This window comes from Flavobacterium micromati (genome assembly GCF_900129585.1).
GTDB lineage: Bacteria > Bacteroidota > Bacteroidia > Flavobacteriales > Flavobacteriaceae > Flavobacterium > Flavobacterium micromati.
This window is the reverse complement of sequence record NZ_FQWF01000001.1, coordinates 478729-495863: the sequence shown is the minus strand read 5'-3', so window position 1 is coordinate 495863 and position 17135 is coordinate 478729. Positions and strand designations below refer to the sequence as shown.

General features: G+C 32.9%; 16 protein-coding genes. 9 read left to right on the top strand and 7 right to left on the bottom strand.

What is annotated here, in order from left to right; translation table 11 throughout:
- The 4 genes from BUB42_RS16540 to BUB42_RS02170 form a co-directional block, all read left to right on the top strand.
- Window positions 1-213, top strand: a 213-nt coding sequence (locus BUB42_RS16540; RefSeq protein WP_211517667.1) for a hypothetical protein, incomplete at its 5' end; no start/stop codon positions are given.
- Between the two features lie 62 nt (window positions 214-275).
- On the top strand, window positions 276-938 hold the full coding sequence (locus BUB42_RS02180) for a hypothetical protein (RefSeq protein WP_139257252.1): 663 nt from the start codon (window positions 276-278) through the stop codon (window positions 936-938).
- A 2-nt stretch (window positions 939-940) separates the two neighbouring features.
- Window positions 941-1747, top strand: coding sequence for a hypothetical protein (locus tag BUB42_RS02175; RefSeq protein WP_073016703.1), 807 nt, complete (start codon window positions 941-943; stop codon window positions 1745-1747).
- A gap of 12 nt (window positions 1748-1759) precedes the next feature.
- The gene (locus BUB42_RS02170; RefSeq protein ID WP_139257250.1) at window positions 1760-2359 is read left to right on the top strand and encodes a hypothetical protein; all 600 of its coding nucleotides are present in this window, start codon (window positions 1760-1762) and stop codon (window positions 2357-2359) included.
- Between the two features lie 189 nt (window positions 2360-2548).
- On the opposite strand, the gene BUB42_RS02165 is transcribed toward BUB42_RS02170, so the two are convergent.
- Entirely contained in the window at window positions 2549-3487 is a 939-nt protein-coding gene (locus tag BUB42_RS02165; RefSeq protein WP_073016699.1) for an L-threonine 3-dehydrogenase, read from the bottom strand.
- A gap of 222 nt (window positions 3488-3709) precedes the next feature.
- Between BUB42_RS02165 and BUB42_RS02160 the strand changes: the two genes are divergently transcribed.
- Entirely contained in the window at window positions 3710-4312 is a 603-nt protein-coding gene (locus BUB42_RS02160) for a hypothetical protein (protein WP_073016697.1), read from the top strand.
- Window positions 4305-7679 carry a transcription-repair coupling factor gene (gene mfd, locus BUB42_RS02155; RefSeq protein ID WP_073016695.1) on the top strand — a complete coding sequence of 1125 codons (3375 nt, stop codon included), beginning with the start codon at window positions 4305-4307 and terminating at the stop codon, window positions 7677-7679. Before BUB42_RS02160 ends, mfd begins: the two co-directional genes overlap by 8 nt.
- Before the next feature lie 257 nt (window positions 7680-7936).
- Here the strand turns inward: mfd and BUB42_RS02150 are convergent, their stop codons facing one another.
- The 3 genes from BUB42_RS02150 to BUB42_RS02140 form a co-directional block, all read right to left on the bottom strand.
- Window positions 7937-8593, bottom strand: coding sequence for an aspartate kinase (locus tag BUB42_RS02150; protein WP_073016693.1), 657 nt, complete (start codon window positions 8591-8593; stop codon window positions 7937-7939).
- A 110-nt stretch (window positions 8594-8703) separates the two neighbouring features.
- Window positions 8704-9063: a YraN family protein gene (locus BUB42_RS02145; protein ID WP_073016691.1), complete on the bottom strand. Its 360-nt coding sequence runs from the start codon at window positions 9061-9063 to the stop codon at window positions 8704-8706.
- A 156-nt stretch (window positions 9064-9219) separates the two neighbouring features.
- Entirely contained in the window at window positions 9220-10116 is an 897-nt protein-coding gene (locus BUB42_RS02140) for a S66 peptidase family protein (protein ID WP_073016774.1), read from the bottom strand.
- Between the two features lie 267 nt (window positions 10117-10383).
- Here BUB42_RS02140 and BUB42_RS02135 point away from each other — a divergent pair, with 267 nt between their 5' ends.
- The 3 genes from BUB42_RS02135 (at window position 10384) to amaB (ending at window position 13866) form a co-directional block, all read left to right on the top strand.
- Complete coding sequence (locus BUB42_RS02135) at window positions 10384-11490, top strand: endonuclease/exonuclease/phosphatase family protein (RefSeq protein ID WP_073016690.1); 1107 nt, start codon at window positions 10384-10386, stop codon at window positions 11488-11490.
- Window positions 11491-11532: 42 nt separating this feature from the next.
- On the top strand, window positions 11533-12063 hold the full coding sequence (locus BUB42_RS02130) for a 3-hydroxyanthranilate 3,4-dioxygenase (protein ID WP_073016688.1): 531 nt from the start codon (window positions 11533-11535) through the stop codon (window positions 12061-12063).
- 249 nt (window positions 12064-12312) lie between these two features.
- Entirely contained in the window at window positions 12313-13866 is a 1554-nt protein-coding gene (gene amaB, locus BUB42_RS02125) for an L-piperidine-6-carboxylate dehydrogenase (RefSeq protein ID WP_073016686.1), read from the top strand.
- Between the two features lie 151 nt (window positions 13867-14017).
- Here amaB and BUB42_RS16880 read toward each other — a convergent pair whose 3' ends face one another.
- From BUB42_RS16880 to BUB42_RS02105, 3 genes are all read right to left on the bottom strand, one after another.
- Window positions 14018-14263 (bottom strand): DUF6646 family protein, encoded by a 246-nt coding sequence (locus tag BUB42_RS16880; RefSeq protein WP_396177445.1) that lies wholly within the window; start codon window positions 14261-14263, stop codon window positions 14018-14020.
- A 141-nt stretch (window positions 14264-14404) separates the two neighbouring features.
- Window positions 14405-15130 (bottom strand): metallophosphoesterase, encoded by a 726-nt coding sequence (locus BUB42_RS02115; RefSeq protein ID WP_073016682.1) that lies wholly within the window; start codon window positions 15128-15130, stop codon window positions 14405-14407.
- A gap of 545 nt (window positions 15131-15675) precedes the next feature.
- Entirely contained in the window at window positions 15676-16815 is a 1140-nt protein-coding gene (locus tag BUB42_RS02105; protein WP_073016678.1) for an ATP-binding protein, read from the bottom strand.
- Window positions 16816-17135: the final 320 nt, after the last annotated feature.

Genomic DNA, 17135 nt, shown 5'->3' with positions numbered 1-17135 from the left:
CACTTTTTTGGTTTAAATGAGCATGGGTATGAGTTTGAAGACTTTTATATTTCACAGCCTATGTATTATCAAAACAAGGAATATCTCATTTTTACTTTTTCTCATGGAAGCGTATTTCCACCTTTAGAATATGCCACGAGGATTATTATTTATAAAAAGAAAAATGGCAAATTGGTTCAAACTCATATAGGAATACCTAATTGGATTAGTTGAAATTAAGTTTACGATCACGAACAATATGCAATTGGAAAACCATGCATTTAAATCAATTAGAAATGAAAAAGCAATTAGTGTACATTATAATTTTAATTTTTATAATAAGTTGTGGTTCCAAGAATAATAGGACTATGAAAAATAATCCAGTTTTAATTTTCAATGATTCTATCAGTGATAAACTCGAGGTGATTAATGATTTTTTAGACAAGAAAATCAATGATTCTTCTTATAAAATTATGATTTTGACTAAAAAGATTAATTCTGACATGACCCTAAAAATATTAAGAATTAATGATATTTATTTTGTAGATTCTTTGGCTAAAATAGAGAAACAGGATAAAGCATTCTATAAAGAAGAAGAATGGGATAAATCGAGAAAAAAATACAGTAAGAGCACTACTGTAGAAATAGAAGATTCAAAAGGAAGAATTGATGAATGTTGCTGGACAATGGAAAATTTTAACAATAAAAATTTAATTTTTGAAGAATTAAAAATAGGTTCAGTTGAATTTATCAAAAAATATAGTAGTAATCCCAATTTCTATTTTTATTATTCTTTTTCAGAACCCATATATTATCAAGATAAAGAATATCTTATTTTTACTGTTTTTGATGGATTTATATTTGATGGTTTGAGTGGTAGTGCAAAAATCATCATGTATAAAAAGAAAAATGGGAAATGGGTACAAACTCATGAAGGGTTACCTAACTGGTTTAGTTAAGAGTGATTGCAGCGAATGGTCATCCTCATTTTAACGAAAAAGTATTAATATGGGATGGCTTTTTAGATACTCTTGAAGGAACTAATACGTGGACAGGTGTTCCAGCGACCAAAATGTTAATAGCACAAGCCATTGAGGATAACATTGATGATAGTGAACTTGATCCTTGCACAAAAGGGGTGTTAGATAAGTTAAAATTATTATCACAAAATGACATTGCAAGTATTTTTGAAAAATTTGGTTTACCAACGAATAGTACTTATAATTTGAAAATAATATCTGGAATCACTAATAGTCCGGTGGCACTAGCAGACACGAGAAAAATTAGTAAAAACAACTATCTTATAACAATGAGTAATGCGTTTATTAATGGTACTTCAAATAATTTAAATCGTCCGACAGATTTATCTATCGCATTATTACTAATTCATGAGTTAATTCACGCCCATTTTTTTGCTTTATACGATGATTTTTATAACAATGGAAATGTGTGTGCCTATGACCAATATGATTGTTTATATGAAAATTATGTAACTAAAAATTATTCTGGTACAAGTGATGTGCAGCATGCGCAAATGTTTGATAATTATATTCCAAAAATAGCTGCAGTTTTGGAAGAATTTAAACCTGGTTTGACTTCACAATATTATGAAGACCTAGCTATATCATCAATGTATGGCTTACAATATTATAATGACAAATACCCCGCAGGTAGTGCTGCAAGGGTTAGAATTGAAAATAATCGTCTCGCGGAAGACAATAATACAACCAGAGGCGCAGCGACTCCAAAAGGAACTTCTTGTAATTAAATAATAAAACCAATGAAAATTAATATATGCATAGTTTGTAGTTTTATTTTGGTCTCTTGTTCTACTTCTAAAATAGAAAATCAGGTTGTACATGATTTTATAAAAGAACAACTTTTAATAAGACCTAATTGTAGATATGTTGAAAAACAACCAGTAAAGCGATTGTTGCCTTTAGAATTTTATGAAAAAGCATTTGAAGATAGAAATATTCGTCTAGGCGATATGGCTAGAGTAATTCCAAACTCCTATCCTCCTTTTAAATGGCCAGTTGATAGTATAGAAATACAAAAATTAAAGGAAAAATATGAAAAAGAGAATACTAAACAATTGTGGAAAAAAGAAGATTTTCATGGATTAAATTTAAAATTAGTTAATTCAAAAAAAATAGAAAAATCTGGAAATCCAATTTCTGATAAATTATACGGAAGTGAAACTCTAGCAGTTTCAAAACCTATAATAACAACAGATAAAAAGTATGCATTTTTATTTTTCCGAATATTTAATTTCGGTATTTCCTTCGGACATACTACAGATAAACCTATACTAATGAAAAACTTAAACGGGAAGTGGAAAACAATAGAAACCTATTATGATCCTAATATTATTAATTAATCCTCTCAATTCAAGTTTTATTATCAAGTTTTATTATGCTTTGTCAAATAGAATAATTCTTTTAAATCGTAGTTGCTAACCGCAGTTGAAATACTACGAATATCGTTTTAAGTTTATACTTTCCTTAAGAATTCATAAAAAAAGGCCGCAAAATTGTTTTTGCGGCCTTTTTTTATATTGTTTGTGAATTTACTTCAAATGCTCCAGCATATCCGCTGTCATTGTTTTTAAATCATACTTATGTTTCCAGTTCCAATCTTTTCTAGCCTCAGCATCACTGATACTAGCGGGCCAGCTGTCAGCAATTTTTTGACGGAAGTCAGGATTATAAGTAACAGTAAATTCAGGAATATGTTTTTGAATTTCGGCAGCAATCTCCGTTGGCGTAAAGCTCATCGCAGCTAAATTATACGAAGAACGAATTTTTATTTGCTCAAGCGGTGCTTGCATAATTTGAATCGTCGCGGCTATCGCATCGTCCATATACATCATTGGCATTTTAGTTTCTGATGATAAAAAACACTCATAAGTTTTGTCTGAAAGTGCTTTGTGAAAGATATCAACTGCATAATCAGTAGTTCCGCCACCAGGGGGAGATGACCAGCTAATTAAACCAGGATAACGAATGCTTCGCACATCAACTCCAAAAATGTTATGGTAATATTCACACCATCTTTCGCCCGCTTGCTTGCTAATTCCATATACAGTTGAAGGTTCCATGACGGTATATTGCGGGGTGTTTTCTTTGGGGGTTGTAGGTCCAAAAACGGCGATACTGGAAGGCCAAAATATCTTTTTAATTTTTCCAGCTTTCGCCAAATTCAAAACGTGAAACAAGGAGTTCATATTTAAATCCCAAGCAAACGCTGGGTTTTTCTCAGCTGTAGCCGATAATAACGCCGCCATTAAATAAATTTCATCAATTTTATGAACTTCGACAAGATGCTCAATTTGGTTAAAATCCAATGCGTTTATTACTTCAAATGGACCCGAATTAACAACATCATTATTTAGTTTTCTAATGTCCGATGCAATAACATTATCTGTACCATATATTTCACGTAATTTGTGCGTTAGTTCAGTCCCAATTTGTCCGCAAGCGCCTATAATCAATATTTTTGTACTCATTTTATCTATTTTGAAGCGCAAAGATAACGTTTTCGCAAATATGATAATTTTGAAATAAAAGCATTATTTGCCTCTAAAACAGTATTAAAAATTACTTTAAAAGTGTTAATTAGTCGGTTTTAATTTAAAAATAAAGGGACAATAACAATAGATTGTTAATGCGCTAATGAAATTCATAAATGTAAATTTACTTCGTAACTTTGTACCTCAATTAAATTTGTAATGAGAAACAAAATAATGTTCTTTATATCTGTCGTTTTTATTTTGAACTCTTGTCAAAATGATGACCAAAAACGCATTGCCGAAAATCAAAAGGAAGCTAAAAAAAGAGAACTTATATTTAAAAACATAGAAAAAGCTTGGGTGTTTTACGACACACCAGTCACCGAAGCTGCCGAGACTAGCCTATCATCTTGGAATGAGTGGCGTTTATTTCTAGCTGAATTAGCACAGAAACCAAAAAAAACGATTAGTGCTTTTCAACAAAAATCGACAGCGATTACAAAAAAGGCGATTGCTTTAAATGAAAATATACCTTATACTTTTAGCAAACCTGCCATCAAAAGTAGAATCGCGGTTTTAACAACTAAAATCCAAATGCTTGATTTATACATTCATTTAGACAATATTCCAGATAAAAAAATAACTCAATTAGTGGCCGAAATCAATTTAGAATTAGTTTCACTAGAAAGACAAATGGACAAGGTAATTGAGAAAAGTAAGATTCCAACTGAAGAAGGGGAATCTGAATTAAGAAATATGATGGACGCTTCTAGAGCCATTCCTAACGTAATTATTGACGAAAACACACCAAGAGTTGAGTAAAAAAGTCTTATACAATACCTACGATGATTCTCCAAAAACGCAACAAATTGCTAGTCGTTTAGTAGAAAATAATCAAATTAAAATGCATCTTTCAGGATTGATTGGATCAGCATTATCATTTGTGATTCGGTCGCTTTTTAAAAAATCAGAGCTCCCATTTTTAATCGTTTTAAACAATAAAGAAGAAGCGGCTTATTATTTAAACGATTTAGAGCAAATGATTGGCGATCAAGATGTGCTTTTTTATCCCGGATCTTTTCGTCGTCCTTATCAAATAGAGGATACTGATAACGCCAATGTTTTGCTTCGCGCCGAAGTTTTAAACCGCATTAATTCGCGCAAAAAACCTGCGATCATTGTCACGTATCCTGAGGCACTTTTTGAAAAAGTGGTAACGCGAAGAGAATTAGATAAAAACACATTGAAAGTTGCTGTTGGAGACAAGATTTCTATTGATTTCATAAATGAAGTTTTATTCGAATACGAATTTAAAAGAGTGGATTTTATTACTGAACCGGGAGAATTCTCAGTTCGTGGTGGAATTGTAGATGTGTTTTCATTTTCGAATGATAATCCGTATCGTATTGAATTTTTTGGAGATGAGGTTGAAAGCATCCGAAGTTTTGATGTGGCCACACAATTATCTATTGAAACCCAAAAAAAGATCACAATTATTCCCAATGTAGAAAATAAAGTCTTTCAAGAAAATAGAGAAAGTTTTTTAGATTACATTTCGGAAAAGACCGTTATTTTCATTCAAAACACGGAAGATTTTTTATTACAATTAGATAAACAATTTGGTAAAGCCGAAGAAGCTTTTGCAAAATTATCGCAAGAAATAAAACGGTCCGAACCAGAACAATTATTCTTGAATCAGGCGTCATTTATAAAAAGAGCATTGGATTTTTCTATCGTAGAATTGAGTTCAAAACCTATTTTTAGAACTACTAAAAAATTTGAATTTCACATTCAGCCGCAACCTTCATTTAATAAACAATTTGACTTACTGCTAAATAATTTGAGTGAAAATCACTTTAATGGATACAAGAATTATTTATTTTGTTCGAATGAAGCCCAGGCAAAACGCTTTCACGATATTTTTGAGACATTAGATGAAGCTAATTCTGAAAATATTCGCAAACAATACAACACAATTGTCTTGCCTTTGTACCAAGGATTTATTGACGAAGAAAATCAAATTACGTGTTATACTGATCACCAAATTTTTGAACGCTATCATAAATTTAATATTAAAAGTGGCTATTCAAAAAAGCAGAATATAACTCTCAAAGAACTGACAACACTTTCGGTAGGCGATTATGTAACGCATATCGATCATGGAATAGGTCGTTTTGGCGGATTGCAAAAAATTCAAGTTGAAGGAAAAACGCAAGAGGCAATCAAACTCGTGTATGCTGATAATGACATTGTGTATGTGAGTATTCACTCGTTACATAAAATTTCTAAATATAACGGTAAAGATGGTGCACCCCCTAAAATTTATAAATTAGGTTCGAATGCATGGAAGATTCTAAAACAAAAAACCAAGGCTCGAGTAAAGCATGTTGCGTTCAATTTAATTCAATTGTATGCTAAAAGGCGATTGGATAAGGGATTCCAGTTTGCGCCAGACAGTTATTTACAAAATGAATTAGAAAGTTCGTTTATTTATGAGGATACGCCGGATCAAACTAAATCTACTCAAGAAGTAAAAGCCGATATGGAAAGCGACCGACCAATGGATCGTTTAGTTTGCGGCGACGTAGGTTTTGGTAAAACCGAAGTAGCAATTCGAGCTGCTTTTAAAGCAGTTGATAATAGCAAACAAGTAGCGATTTTAGTACCTACGACCATTTTAGCGTATCAACATTATCGAACTTTCACTGAAAGATTGAAAGATATGCCGGTTACAATAGGTTACTTGAACCGATTTAGAACGGCGAAACAAAAAGCGGAAACCCTAAAAGATTTGGCCGACGGGAAACTAGATATAGTTATAGGAACACATCAATTAGTCAATAAAAATGTCGTTTTTAAAGATTTAGGATTACTGATTGTGGATGAGGAGCAAAAATTTGGTGTCAACGTAAAAGACAAACTCAAAACAATTGCTGCTAATGTTGATACGTTGACTTTAACAGCAACTCCAATTCCTAGAACGCTCCAATTTTCATTGATGGCAGCACGAGATTTATCGGTAATTACAACTCCTCCGCCCAATAGATATCCAATTGAAACCAATGTAGTTGGGTTTAGTGAAGAATTGATTCGCGATGCGATTTCGTACGAAATTCAACGTAACGGACAGGTATTTTTTATCAATAACAGGATTGAAAATATTAAAGAAGTAGCTGGAATGATTCAGCGTTTGGTTCCTAATGCACGAGTGGGAATAGGTCATGGCCAAATGGAAGGTAGAAAACTGGAAGAGTTAATGCTTGCTTTTATGAATGGAGAATTCGACGTTTTAGTTGCAACAACTATTATTGAAAGCGGATTAGATGTGCCGAATGCAAACACAATTTTCATCAATAATGCCAATAATTTTGGACTTTCTGATCTGCATCAAATGCGAGGTCGAGTAGGGCGTAGCAATAAGAAAGCGTTTTGTTATTTTATTTGTCCACCATATTCGGCAATGACTGATGATGCTAGAAAACGAATTCAAGCTTTGGAACAATTCAGCGAACTGGGAAGCGGTTTCAACATTGCGATGAAAGATCTTGAAATTCGTGGAGCTGGAGATTTATTAGGCGGTGAACAAAGCGGATTTATCAATGAAATAGGTTTTGATACCTATCAAAAAATCCTTAATGAAGCGATTGATGAATTGAAGGAAAATGAATTCAAGGATTTATATCCTGAGGAAAATGATATTGAGACCAGAGAATATGTAAAAGATTTACAAATAGATACTGATTTTGAATTGTTGTTTTCTGATGAATACATCAATAACGTTTCGGAGCGATTGAGTTTGTACAATGAATTAGGGGCTGTAAAAAACGAGGAAGAGTTAATTGTTTTCCAAAATAAATTAATTGACCGTTTTGGACCGATGCCGCCTCGTGCCAAAGCTTTGATGAATAGTATTCGCATCAAATGGATCGCTACGCGATTAGGAATTGAAAAATTGGTAATGAAAAAAGGTAAAATGATTGGCTATTTTGTATCTGATCAACAATCGGCTTATTATCAGTCCAAGCGTTTCGCTAACATGCTGCAATTTGTACAAAAAAACAGTGCAATTTGTAAAATAAAAGAAAAGGAAACTCCTACTGGTCTAAAGCTTTTATTGACTTTTGAAAATGTAAAAAATACGAGAACAGCTTTAGAGTTTATGGAGATGTTGGGAGGGGAGAAAAATTAATTGAAATGAAAAAGTATAATTTTGTTTATGGATTTTAATTAAAAGAAATCTTACAAGTTTTTCTATCAACAACTTGGTGAAAATTACATCTTAAAATCTCAAGGTTTAGATCTAGTTCTTAATACAAGCGATGATATTTCACCTGATTTTTAATTATTTAGATATAAAGCTTAGAACAAAAAATAATTCGCCTTGATTACAATAAATGTCGTTCCACTTACTCTCCCCCTCCTTTGGAGGAGGCTGGGGGGAGGATATTAATTCTTCAAGTCCTTAATCACTTTAAAAGCGACGTCAACTTGCTCTTCACTCACTAAAATAGTGAATTCATTTGAAGTCGAAATCACCTCGTTAATTATAATTCCTTCCCATGCCAAACGCTGGAAAATAAAATAATAAATACCAGGAACAACGATATTTTCTTTAGGTAATTTCACGGTTATCGAAGCAAGGTTGTCTAATTTTTGTATTAGTTTTTCGTTCGCAAAATGCTTATCCACTAGATGATTTATGCTATTACTCACTACAATGTTGGTTTCATTTACGCCTCTTGATGAGGTGTAAAAAATATCTGGAAGTGCATTAATATCTGTGATTAAGTCCGCCTGTTTGTTTAAAACGGTATCAGAGGCTGCAAATGTGTAGTCAGTCAAAGAAGAACGGACAGTTATTTCTCCAATGTTTTTAATGACTTTATTAATCTTATGATTTAACCTGAAGTCTAGTTCTTCGGTTAGTCTTTTTAAAGCCATAACCACGGCGCCTTGTTTTACTTCCTTACTAAATTCACTTTCTAATTCGGTCATTATATTTCGAGATAGCGAAGTTAAATTGATAATACCAAGAGATAAAGCATTCAGTAAAAATGGTTTTGTTTTGATGTAATTTTCTACAACAGAAGAAACAGTCTTCATAGGATTTTTTTTAGTTAGTTATTAAATGCACAAGTAGTTAGTTTGTATAATTGACAGCAAATATAAATAAAAAAACAATTTGTTACAAATATAACATTAATTTTAATCAACTAAAAGTGATAAAATGCGTCAATAAGATGCTCCATAACGAACGATTTTCCCTCCTTGTGAATTGCTATAATATCAAAACGAACCTCTACATCTAAATCTCTTTCATTTACATAAGCATCAACGGCTTTAACAAGGAGCTGAATTTTTTTTGTTTTCACAAAATCCTGAGGTAGTCCAAAATCTAAAGAAGATCTAGTTTTAACTTCAATTATAGCTAAAATATTTTCCTTCTTGGCTATAATATCAATCTCTGCTTTCTGAAAAGTCCAGTTGGTTTCCACGATTTTATATCCCTCTTTCTGGAGAAATTCTACTGCCATTTCTTCACCAAGTTTTCCGAGTTCGTTGTGTTTAGCCATTTTTTTTAGTGTTCAGTGTCAGTGTTCAGTGTTCAGTGTTCAGAGCTAATCAGTAATTGTTCAGTTCAATGTTTTAAAGATTTCTTGATAACAATACTGTTCATAGGTCACTTCTATCTCGTCTCCCCCTCCTCCTTAGGGATTTGGGGGAGGATTTTATTCGAAAACCACAGTGCTCAGTTTAGCATTAACGTCAAGAGTCACTTTATTCCCTAAAATCAAAGCGCGATTATCTTGAATATGACCAGCGGGAAAATTATATAAAATTGGAATATTGTATTTTTTTGTAACATCATCAATAATTTCAATCGCATTTTTTCCCCACGGAATATCATTGTCTTTCATCTTGGTCATAGAACCTACGATAATTCCTTTAATACTTTCTAAGCAGCCATTGCGTTTCAGGTTGATCATCATCCGGTCAATATGATACAAATATTCATCTAAATCTTCTAGGAATAATATTTTATCTGAACAGTCAATTGCCGAAGGTGAACCAAACAAACTGTATAAAATAGATAAATTTCCGCCAACTAATTCGCCACTTGCTTTTCCAAATTTATTCATTGAGAAAGGTGCTATTTCATATTTTAATTTCTCACCCATCAGTGAAATTCGCAAACTTTCTATCGCTTGTGGCGTAGCTCTCGCCACAGTAACAGGCATAATTCCGTGAATAGATTTAAATCCCATCGTATTTAAATGATTGTGCAAAACGGTCACGTCACTAAAGCCAATAATCCATTTTGGGTTTAGTTTAAACTTGGTAAAATCTAATAAATCAATGATTCGAACTGTGCCATAACCGCCTCGTGCGCACCAAATTGCTTTGATATTAGGATTGTCCATTTGTTGCTGGAAGTCGGCTGAACGTTGTTCATCAGTTCCTGCCAATTGATTATTGTCCAAGCCAATTGTACTACCAATAACAACGTTAATTCCCCAACTTTGGAGCAAATCGATAGCGGGTTTCAAGTTGTCGTCAATATTTTTTCTGGCTGTTGCCAATATGGCTATGGTATCTCCTTTTTGTAAATACGGTGGTGTGATCATTTGATTTTGGGCTTGACTGTTGAATGATTGTAAAATAAAAATAACGATTAGAAATTTATAAATAATAGGTGTACGAATCGTATGTGATAATTTGTTTTGAAGCATGCGTTATTAATTTTCGAAGAGTATTTTAAAGCTGAAGTTATTTTGGAACAAAAACAAAGATAGCGAATTAGAAAATAATTTTAAGTTCCAAGTCCAAATCACTATTTTTACAGGAGCTAAATTTAAAATTTGATTGAACTATTCTTTAAAGCATTTTTGTCTATGATAATTCAACGCTGGCTTTTGGTACTTTTTCTTTTTTTAACGATCAGCATTGTATCAGCGCAACCTAAAAAATACATTATTCACACTGTCGCTTTTTATAATTTCGAAAACTTGTTTGATACGATTAATGATCCTGAAACTTATGATGAAGAATGGACTCCAAAGGGTTTGCAACGCTGGACATTTGATAAATATCAAAAAAAGCTTTACAATTTGTCGCGAGTGTTAGCTGAAATTGGTTCTGCTCAAAACAGTGATTCGCCAACCTTCATTGGCGGATGCGAAATTGAAAATAGAGGCGTTCTTGAAGATTTAGTAAAACAGCCTAAATTAGTAGAGAAAAACTACGGAATCATCCATTTTGATTCGCCAGATAAAAGAGGAATTGATGTCGCTTTATTGTACCAAAAAAAGAAGTTTCAACCCACAAGTTATAGTAATATTCCGTTGTATATTTACAAAAACAGAAGCGCTAAAAGTGAAATCGCTTCATCTACTGCTGAAGAAAAAACTGATGATGAGGTTCAAGTGAATGATAAAAATTACCGTGTTTACACACGTGATCAATTATTAGTAACTGGTTTTCTGGAGGGTGAGGAAATTAATCTTATCGTCAATCACTGGCCATCTCGCTCAGGTGGTGAAAAAAAATCAAGTCCGTTTAGAGAAGCAGCAGCTGCATTAAACAAGAAAATTATTGATTCGTTGCAACGGAAAGATCCAAACGCAAAAGTCATTATAATGGGCGATATGAATGATGGAGCGTACAATAAAAGTATTAAAGTAGGGCTTGGCGCCAAAGCAAAAAAAAACGAGGTACAGCAATTTGGGATTTACAATCCATTCGAAGAAATGGCCAAAAACGGAATGGGAACAATTGCTTATCGCGATGCTTGGGATATATTTGACCAAATATTAGTTTCAGAAACCTTGATAAAACCAGATTATTCTAGTTTTAGATATTGGAAAGCCGGGATTTACAACAAGTCTTTTTTGATACAAACCAGCGGACAATATAAAGGATATCCGTTGCGTCATTCTAGTACTGAAATTGGTTTCAGCGACCATTTTCCCGTATATGTCTATCTGATAAAAGAGAAATAATAGCATTTATAATTATATAACTTTACCTTTAAAATAAAAAAAATGGCAATAGCAAATCCCTTCAACCTCAATAAATGGATTGATGAAAATCGGCACTTACTCAAACCGCCTGTTGGTAATAAAAATCTTTACACACAATCTGGAGACTATATCGTTATGGTTGTGGCAGGTCCAAATGCCCGTAAAGACTATCATTACAATGAAACTGAAGAATTATTTTACCAACTTGAAGGTTCTATAAAAGTAATTGTACAAGATAATGGCGAACGCAAAGAAATGGAATTACATGCCGGTGACATGTATTTGCATCCAGCTAAAACACCGCATTCTCCGGTTCGTTCAGAAGGCTCAATTGGTTTAGTAATCGAGCGAAAGCGCGCGGGCATGGGTTATACAGATGGTTTATTATGGTTTTGCGATAACTGCAATCATAAATTGCACGACGTATATTTTGAACTTCACAATATTGAGACCGATTTCCTCCCTCATTTTAAACATTTTTATAGTTCAGAAGATTTAAGAACATGCGATAAATGTGGAACTGTGATGGAAGTTGATCCAAAATTTATATAGGGGAATTAGTAATCTTCTATTTTGTGCGTCGAAAAAAAAGTTATCAGTATAGGAATTCTTTTTTTACTTTTAAAACGAAATCACCAGTAAGGAAACTTCTGATCACAGTGGAAGATTCTAAAATACTAAAGAAATGATTGCACAATTTTTGGCAATCAAGAACTAAAAAACAAACAGTACTATTTATTTATTCCTGCTAAATAAGTATGTTTGTAAAAAAATATAACAATTTTTAATAAAAAAGTTACAATGATAACAATAGCAGATCAATTTGGAATGAAGGAAGCTTTGGCACAATTAGGTATAAAATCCATAAATGAAGGAACATCAACAGGGGTAAACTATTTTTCAAACGGTGAAAATCTAGAAAGTTTTTCACCAGTTGACGGGCAACTTATCGCTACGGTAAAAATATCTACCGCTGCTGATTACGAAAAAGTATTGCAAACGGCTGCCGAAGCATTTAAAACATTCCGATTGATGCCAGCACCACAGCGCGGTGAAATTGTGCGTCAGTTTGGAGAGAAGTTACGTAAAAACAAAGAAGCTTTAGGCAAATTAGTTTCCTACGAAATGGGGAAATCATTGCAAGAAGGATATGGCGAAGTTCAGGAAATGATTGATATCTGTGATTTTGCAGTGGGATTATCGCGACAATTGCACGGTTTAACCATGCATTCAGAGCGTCCAGAACACAGAATGTACGAGCAATACCACCCATTAGGCGTTGTGGGAATCATTTCAGCATTCAACTTTCCAGTAGCAGTTTGGGCTTGGAATACCGCACTTGCTTGGATATGTGGTGATGTTTGTGTTTGGAAACCATCTGAAAAAACGCCACTTTGCGGAATTGCTTGTCAAAATATTATTGCCGAAGTAATTAAAGAAAATAACCTTCCAGAGGGAATTTCTTGTTTAATAAATGGAGATTATAAAGTAGGTGAAATGATGACTAATGACAAGCGAGTGGCTTTAATTTCTGCAACCGGTTCTACGCGCATGGGAAAAATTGTAGCGCAAACAGTAGCCGGTCGTTTAGGAAGGTCATTATTAGAATTAGGAGGAAATAATGCTATTATTGTCACTCCTGATGCTGATATTAAAATGACGGTTATTGGTGCTGTTTTTGGTGCAGTAGGAACTGCAGGACAAAGATGTACATCAACGCGTCGTTTGATCATTCATGAAAGTATTTATGATACGGTAAAAGAGGCTATTGTTTCAGCTTACAAACAATTACGCATTGGAAATCCGTTGGATGAAAACAATCATGTTGGCCCTCTAATTGACACCCATGCTGTTGAAATGTATACTAAAGCATTAGAAAAAGTAGTTGCCGAAGGTGGAAAAATTTTGGTTGAAGGTGGTGTTCTTTCTGGTGAAGGATATGAAAGTGGTTGCTATGTAAAACCAGCAATTGCCGAAGCGGACAACGATTTTAAAATTGTACAACACGAAACTTTTGCTCCAGTTCTATACTTTTTGAAATATTCAGGAACTGTGGAAAATGCTATTGCAATTCAAAACGGAGTCGCGCAGGGATTATCATCAGCAATTATGACAAATAATTTGCGTGAAGCAGAACTTTTCTTATCTGCAGTGGGATCAGATTGTGGAATTGCCAACGTAAATATTGGAACTTCGGGAGCAGAAATTGGTGGTGCTTTTGGTGGAGAAAAAGAAACTGGAGGTGGTCGCGAATCAGGATCAGATGCTTGGAAAGTATACATGCGAAGACAAACAAATACCATCAATTACGGAACACAATTGCCATTAGCACAAGGAATAAAATTTGATTTGTAATCTAAAATAATTGAAAAAAAAACGGCAATTTGAACTATTCAAATTGCCGTTTTTTTTAGCGATATAATTTGTAGTTTTAAAATATTATAAATTGAAAGAAGTGCAATTATTAAAAATAAACTAATTGTGTAATTTGTCAAAATCTACTGAACTAGTTTTTTAACTTGCAATCGGAATTACAATGTCGGTAAAAAACAACAAAAACTTCTTTACAGAAATGACGAAAACCTGAATGTGTGCCTAATTTCCTCAATTCTATTTTATCGTCAAAATTTGGTGCCTGACCAACGTTAACTTTTGAAACAGATAATAAATAGGAAGTTACAATTCCAAAAGACATCTTTTCTCCTATGCCGATGTAAGATGAAACTTTAATACCAGATTCACCATCTTGAATATTTGCTTCACCATCAATTCATACGTCACTGTCGCCTTAAATATGTGCATTCACTAATCCAATAGTTTATAGAAAAACTAATTTACTAAACCTTGCCATACTTTCTGTTTTTATTTTACGGGCAACGTCAGTTCAACAGGTTTAATTTCTCCCTTTCTCATCAAAATATAGCTGGTGCAACGGCTCACTTTGCCAAAATTCCTTAGTATCGACATCCATAATAGTCAAAGGTCCTTTAAACGCGGCTCCAGTATCTACATTCCAAATGTTTGCTTTTTGAACAGGAGTCGTTTTTCCAATTCTTGTAACAGGAGTATGACCGATATAAATTTCATCATATAATGTAAAACGTTTTGGATAAAAAGGATGATCCGATAACATTCTAACGTCTAAGGATAAAGCAGTTTCCCACAAGGTTCTATCCCAATAAAAAAGTCCGGGGAAATATTCAAAATCTACGCCATTCATATTAGTGAAGCCAGCATGCACAAATAAACGATGCTTTTCATCTAGATAATAATTCTCTAGCGATTGAAGGAATTCTATATGCTTAATCTTGCTTTCTATAGATACTGATTTGTAAGCATTAACTGTTGCCTCGCCACCATGTTTATACCACAAAATATTGTCTTTAGTTGCAGTAAGCCACTCTAGCAATAAATCGTCGTGATTTCCGCGCATACAGATGCATTTTTGTTTTGATTTTAAATCAATGATAAAATCGATCACTTGTGGCGATTGACTCCAGCCATCAACATAATCCCCTAAAAAAATAAGAGTGTCAGTTTTAGTAACTTTGGCTCTTTCCATAATTTGGTGCAGTGCTCGCAAACCGCCGTGAATATCGCCTATAACAAGTGTTCTCATGTAATACCTTTTCTTCAAAAATCTTAAAACAAGATAAATGTCTATTGTTTTTTAAGGTGCAAAATTAAGGAAAAGAGTTTTTAAGTGCACTTTAAACTAAGTAATATTTAGACATTATAAACAAATATAAATCTGATCAACTTAATTTTAAAAATCAATCAAAATTTAACTGATTATTCAACCGATTAATTGTCATCGAAATATCACTATTTTTAGTGATTGTTTGTAAGAGAAAATAGTAGTATATTTACTCAAAAATGAAAAGTTTACGTTATGAATGCAATTATTGCTGTTATATTATTATTCGTTCGGATGATTTGTAGCTTTATAAGCTATTTATTTTTTGGATAGTACATCTTTAAAAAATAAATGATTTGGAAACTAAAACCGTCAAATATTTGTGCTGTGTAAGTACGATCTAGATCAGGAAAAAACTTCAACTTCAATTTAGTTAATGAAGATTGATTTTTATATGCTGATGGTTTTAAAAAAAACTCATACAATCTTTTCAACATTAAATTTTAAGTTACGAAAGGACTTCTAATCTATTGCACATCATACTTCATCTTTCTTAAAATCCGTAATGCTTCTTTAAACGATAAATAAACAGAAGTAAAGGGCTTTAATAGTACTTTAGCATCTATCAGTTTCTGTTTAGCATCTTCAAAACCATTGAGATAACAAATCATGAAAGTAGAAGGTAAGTTTTCTAAATCTTTCTTTTCTCGATCAGATAAAGAATTCCCGTTTCGAATTTTTTTTAACAGAGCAATATTCGAATTATAAATATGAAAAAGCATTTTCCTATTGAATTCTGGTGGCTGGAAAAGCATTTCATTGTCAATTTTATAATAACCATTATCTTGAAAAAGTATCGTTTGTCGCTCTAAAGGATAATAACTCGTTTTATCGTTTAAACCTAAAGGAACATATTCTGTTATCGTAAAGGTATCTTCGTCAAAAGTTATTTCAACTACATCTTGAGCCGAATAAAACAACTTAATTTGTTCATTTATTAGCTCAATATCAACTCGTGACAAATATGTTTTTCCACGAGATCTTTTTGGAATTCCTGCCCAGCAAATTACAAATAACTCTTTAAAAACTTTATACTTTGGAGCCATATCCTTATGACGAAAATTCATAAAATCAATTACGCCATCAAGTGTGTATTCAATACTGTTTCTAGAATTATTTTCAATTCCTGCTACTGTTTCCGTATTTTGATAACTCTTTTCAATTTCTCCTTCTACAGGCATTGTATTGCTTCCACGCCTTAAGTAAACGCTATTTATCGGTATGGTATAAATCCCTTTTTTGAAATGGGAGGTTTTATTTTTTGGATTAATTGTCACTAATCCAATTACTTTATCCTTTGCTAAATTTGGAAAAGGAATGTTTTCATATTGAATTTTTGGAGGATTTTCAAGATATGCATTTACTAAATTCTGTATCCTACTGTCGTCAAAAAAATCATCACCTACAATGGTGTTGTCTTGATCCTCAACACCAACAATTATATATGAATTATTGGCAGGATTTGAATTAGACAACGCGCAAATATGTTTTAAAAACTTCGCTTTTCCTTCTTGTGAATGTAAATTCAACTGCCGTTTTTTATCAAAAAAACTACTCTCATCATTATGAGCAAGGAGATTTTTAATAAGAATACGTTTGTTTATCATTGAATTGTTTCTTTTCTAAAATTCTAAAATTCTAAAATTCTTTGCCGCTAAGGCTCAAGGGCATGAATATTGAGATATGGTTATTTAAAAGACGAAAGTATGCAAAATCTCTATGCCTTTGGATTCAAATATTAAATATAAATTTCACAAACTGGCACGGATTAAAAAACCTTTGTAACTTGGTGCCTTTATGGCAAAATCTTGGTTAAGATTAAAAAATGCTCTGCAATCTTGTCTGCAAAATAAATTACAATAAATTCGCAAATTTTAAATTCACTTTAAAATTTGCGAATCAGCAGCTGAATTTTATAATCGCTAAG

Coding starts and splice junctions, on each gene's coding strand:
- BUB42_RS02180 (WP_139257252.1), top strand. CDS start 276: ATGAAAAAGCAATTAGTGTACATTATAATTTTAATTTTTATAATAAGT.
- BUB42_RS02170 (WP_139257250.1), top strand. CDS start 1,760: ATGAAAATTAATATATGCATAGTTTGTAGTTTTATTTTGGTCTCTTGT.
- BUB42_RS02165 (WP_073016699.1), bottom strand. CDS start 3,487: ATGAGTACAAAAATATTGATTATAGGCGCTTGCGGACAAATTGGGACT.
- BUB42_RS02160 (WP_073016697.1), top strand. CDS start 3,710: ATGAGAAACAAAATAATGTTCTTTATATCTGTCGTTTTTATTTTGAAC.
- BUB42_RS02150 (WP_073016693.1), bottom strand. CDS start 8,593: ATGAAGACTGTTTCTTCTGTTGTAGAAAATTACATCAAAACAAAACCA.
- BUB42_RS02145 (WP_073016691.1), bottom strand. CDS start 9,063: ATGGCTAAACACAACGAACTCGGAAAACTTGGTGAAGAAATGGCAGTA.
- BUB42_RS02140 (WP_073016774.1), bottom strand. CDS start 10,116: ATGATCACACCACCGTATTTACAAAAAGGAGATACCATAGCCATATTG.
- BUB42_RS02135 (WP_073016690.1), top strand. CDS start 10,384: ATGATAATTCAACGCTGGCTTTTGGTACTTTTTCTTTTTTTAACGATC.
- BUB42_RS02130 (WP_073016688.1), top strand. CDS start 11,533: ATGGCAATAGCAAATCCCTTCAACCTCAATAAATGGATTGATGAAAAT.
- amaB (WP_073016686.1), top strand. CDS start 12,313: ATGATAACAATAGCAGATCAATTTGGAATGAAGGAAGCTTTGGCACAA.
- BUB42_RS02115 (WP_073016682.1), bottom strand. CDS start 15,130: ATGAGAACACTTGTTATAGGCGATATTCACGGCGGTTTGCGAGCACTG.
- BUB42_RS02105 (WP_073016678.1), bottom strand. CDS start 16,815: ATGATAAACAAACGTATTCTTATTAAAAATCTCCTTGCTCATAATGAT.